At 58.3% G+C, this 3,398-nt stretch carries 4 protein-coding genes; 1 reads left to right on the forward strand and 3 read right to left on the reverse strand.

The genetic code is table 11. From position 1 onward, the window contains the following. A partial coding sequence (locus tag WA354_RS12620; protein WP_472813366.1) for a hypothetical protein occupies positions 1–256 on the reverse strand: 256 nt, incomplete at its 3' end. Positions 257–425: 169 nt separating this feature from the next. On the opposite strand from WA354_RS12620, the gene WA354_RS12625 reads away from it, so the two are divergent. Then, complete coding sequence (locus WA354_RS12625; protein ID WP_472813367.1) at positions 426–1,484, forward strand: PLP-dependent cysteine synthase family protein; 1,059 nt, start codon at positions 426–428, stop codon at positions 1,482–1,484. A 76-nt stretch (positions 1,485–1,560) separates the two neighbouring features. Here the strand turns inward: WA354_RS12625 and WA354_RS12630 are convergent, their stop codons facing one another. Both WA354_RS12630 and WA354_RS12635 read right to left on the reverse strand, forming a co-directional pair. Then, positions 1,561–3,021, reverse strand: a complete 1,461-nt coding sequence (locus tag WA354_RS12630) for a PDZ domain-containing protein (protein WP_472813368.1) — start codon at positions 3,019–3,021, stop codon at positions 1,561–1,563. A gap of 75 nt (positions 3,022–3,096) precedes the next feature. Further along, on the reverse strand, positions 3,097–3,398 hold a 302-nt coding region (locus tag WA354_RS12635; protein WP_472813369.1), incomplete at its 5' end, for a HEAT repeat domain-containing protein.

Genomic DNA, 3,398 nt, shown 5'->3' on the forward strand with positions numbered 1-3,398 from the left:
GGGAATGGTCGAAGAGCAGGCCGGCAGCGCGGTTGAGCAACTCTGCTGGATCGCCGCCCTGGTTCGGCAGCATACCGTCTGCGCCAAGCGCCTGGCGAATTGCAGAGGGAGATTCGCCCGTGGTTACGGGCCGCTGCGGAATCGTGTCGAAGAAGTCTGCAATGCGATCGACGAGCTGGTGGCCTGCGGCGCGAAACTCGCCGGAACCGATTTGCAGGGGTGATGTGCGGCGGGACAGCGTCTGGATTTCTTGCATTGGGCGACCTCGCAAAAATTCTACCGGACCGCTCGACCGCCGCGATTCCCGAATCTTGCTTCGCATTGCGTGGCATCCAAAGCACCTTTCATTCACGCAATCCTTACGATATTCACTAGAGACCTCGTCGCGTCGCGATTTACAATTGCCTGCATTCGGAGGTCGGCACATGAGCAAGTACGCGAACATTACCGAAACAGTTGGCAACACCCCCGTTGTCAAAATCAACCGGTTGGCGCCGCCTGATGTGAACCTGTACGTCAAGGTGGAAGCATTCAATCCCCTGGGTTCGGTGAAGGACCGGCTGGCGCTGGGAGTAATTGAAGAGGCGGAGCGCACCGGCAAGCTCAAGCCGGGTCAGACAGTGGTTGAGGCGACCAGCGGCAACACGGGCATCGGCCTGGCCATGGTGTGCGCAGCCAAAGGCTATCCGCTTGTAGTGACGATGGCGGAGCCCTTCAGCGTCGAGCGCCGCAAGCTCATGCGTTTCCTCGGCGCCAAGGTAATCGTGACGCCGGCCGCTGCCCGCGCTGTGGGCATGGTCAACAAGACCGTGGAACTTGCTGAAAAGCACGGCTGGTATTACACGCGACAGTTTGAAAACGAAGCCAACGCCGACATGCACTCCCGCACCACGGCGCAGGAGATTCTCAATGACTTCAAGGGTGAGCGCCTCGATTACTGGGTCACTGGATTCGGTACCGGCGGCACGCTGAAAGGTGTTGCACGTGTGCTGGCCAAAGAGCGGCCGGAGACAAAGATCGTAGTCTGCGAGCCCGACGACGCGCCGATGCTCTCAAGCGGAATTGAGCAGGAACGGAACCCTGACGGCTCCGCCAAATCCGGCCATCCAAGCTGGAAACCCCACCCCATGCAGGGCTGGAGCCCCGACTTCATCGCCAAACTGGCCGGTGATGCCGTGGCCTCCAAAGCCATCAGCCAGATCTTGCGCATCTCCAACCCCGACGCTCTCAAGTACAGTAAGGAACTGGCGAAAAAGGAAGGCATCTTTGTCGGCATCACCTCGGGCGGGACATTTGCCGGCGCATTGCAGGTGGCCAATACCGCACCGAAGGGGTCGACGATTCTATGCATGCTGCCCGACACCGGCGAACGCTACTTGAGCACGCCTCTGTTCGCGGACGTCGCGGTCGACATGAATGAGGAAGAGTGGGAGATCGCCCGCTCCACGCCGGGATGCATCCTCGAGCCGCCGAAGCAAACTTAATGCCCCAATCGCATTTCACAAACAGTAAGGGCGCCGACTTTTTATCGGCGCCCTTTAACTTTGCAGTTCCGATTCATCAGGCGAGGTGGTCCAACCCCAGCACCTGCACTTCTTCCATCTGCCGCTTCAACTCATCCCTCTCGTGTTTCTGCTGATCCCGCATCATGTCCTCGAAGGTGCGCGGCTGAGGCTCAGGTTTCTGGAGCGCTTTCGGGAGCGTGTCCATGTCGAGCTTGAAACTCTCCGGCTTAAGACCCTGGTTGAACTGATCCATCTGCTTCTGCAATTCATCCATTTGCTTCTGATCAAACTTGAAGTTGTCCGAGCCGAAAAAATCCTTATTGAACTCCTGCATTTGCTGCTTCAGTTCGTCCATTTGCTTCTGATCGAATCTGAAGTTCTGATTCTTGAATGCATCGCTGAACTGCTCAGCCTGCTTCCGAAATTCTTCGGCCTGCTGCGGCGTAATCTCGAAGAGGTTGTTGCCGGAATCGCCCTGCAGTTGCCCAAGCTGATCCTTCAACGCTTCGGCCTGTTCCCGCATCGATTGCGCGGCAGACTCGTCGACCGCAAGGTTGTGCTGCAGATCCAGAATCACATCGGGATCGGCAAAGGCCATTAGCGGGCAGCTGTTCCCATCGAAGAATTCGTCGAGAATCAGTTCGCTCTTCTTCTTTGAGTCCACCTGCAGGGTCAGTGTCTGCTGCTTCCTGTCACGCAAAATCGTGATTGGTACGGCCTTGCCCTGGTTGGCCCGCATCGAGCGGTCCCAGTCGGAAACCGTGGCAATGTTGTCAGGTCCCACCTTCAGAATCACGTCGAAGGCTTTCATGCCGGCTGCTGCAGCCTCGCTCTTCCGGGCTACCTGCTTCACCATCAACCCATTCTGAACGCCGAGATAGTCGGCCATCTGGGCCGTAAGTGGCTCAACCAGCGCGCCGACTTTCAACGTGCTGTTGCCCACGAACGGCATGTGGAATCCACCCGGAAGAGGCGCATCTCCGGCGCCGCCCGTACCCAGAATTCCCAGGCCTTCCACAGGAGTGCTGATGTCGCTGCCGCTATTCAGCTTGTTCCAGACGTCGGTATCCAACTTCTTGCGGTCCGCGAGCTGCACTGTGATCGTCTGCGTCGCTCCGTCGCGGCTGATCAGCATCGTCACCTTGCGTCCCGGAGGAATCTCGCGCATCATGCGGCCGAAGGCCTCTGCGCCCTCGACAGACACGCCGTTCACCTCAAGCAGCACATCATTCACGCGCAGGCCCACCTGCCCCGCCGGCGCATCGTGATCGATAAGCGTAATCACAGCGCCGTGCACGTCTTTCAGCTTGAGTTTGTTTGCTGAATCGCTGTCAACGTCGCCCACAAGCACGCCAAGATAGCCTTGCGAACTTGAGTGCAACAAAAGCTGGTTGGGTTCTTCAATGATTTTCCATATGCGCGTCACCTGCGCATGTGCCGTCGCCGGTGCGAGTGCGAGTGCGGCTCCCAGCAGGGTAACTCCAGCTCGGATGTAAGGCCTCATAAAGCGGTTCATGTTACTTTCCTCGTGTTCCTTCATCCAGGTCCGCACTCTCTATGGACGGCGCGGTTGCCTGAAGGTAAGGGTCTGTTATTGAAACTCCGGGGTCCGCCTCAGAACTTGACGGGACACCGTGCGGATCTGGGGATTACGGTCTGAATTCGCAACAGTGGACAACACCTGTCTGACGCTTGTGTCCGACTCAACGGGCTCGAGTTCGGTGATAGCTGCCGAGCGAATGCGCGGGTCGCTGTCGTTTAGCAGCGCCTCCAGCACGGCATCGCGAACACGCATATCCTGCGCCACGTACGGTTGCAGGCCTTCGAGTGCCTTCAGGCGGACAGCCTCGCTCTTGTCATAGCGCAGGGCCACCATCAGGGCGTCACGAATGC

Source organism: Occallatibacter sp., assembly GCF_049802275.1.
GTDB lineage: Bacteria > Acidobacteriota > Terriglobia > Terriglobales > Acidobacteriaceae > Telmatobacter.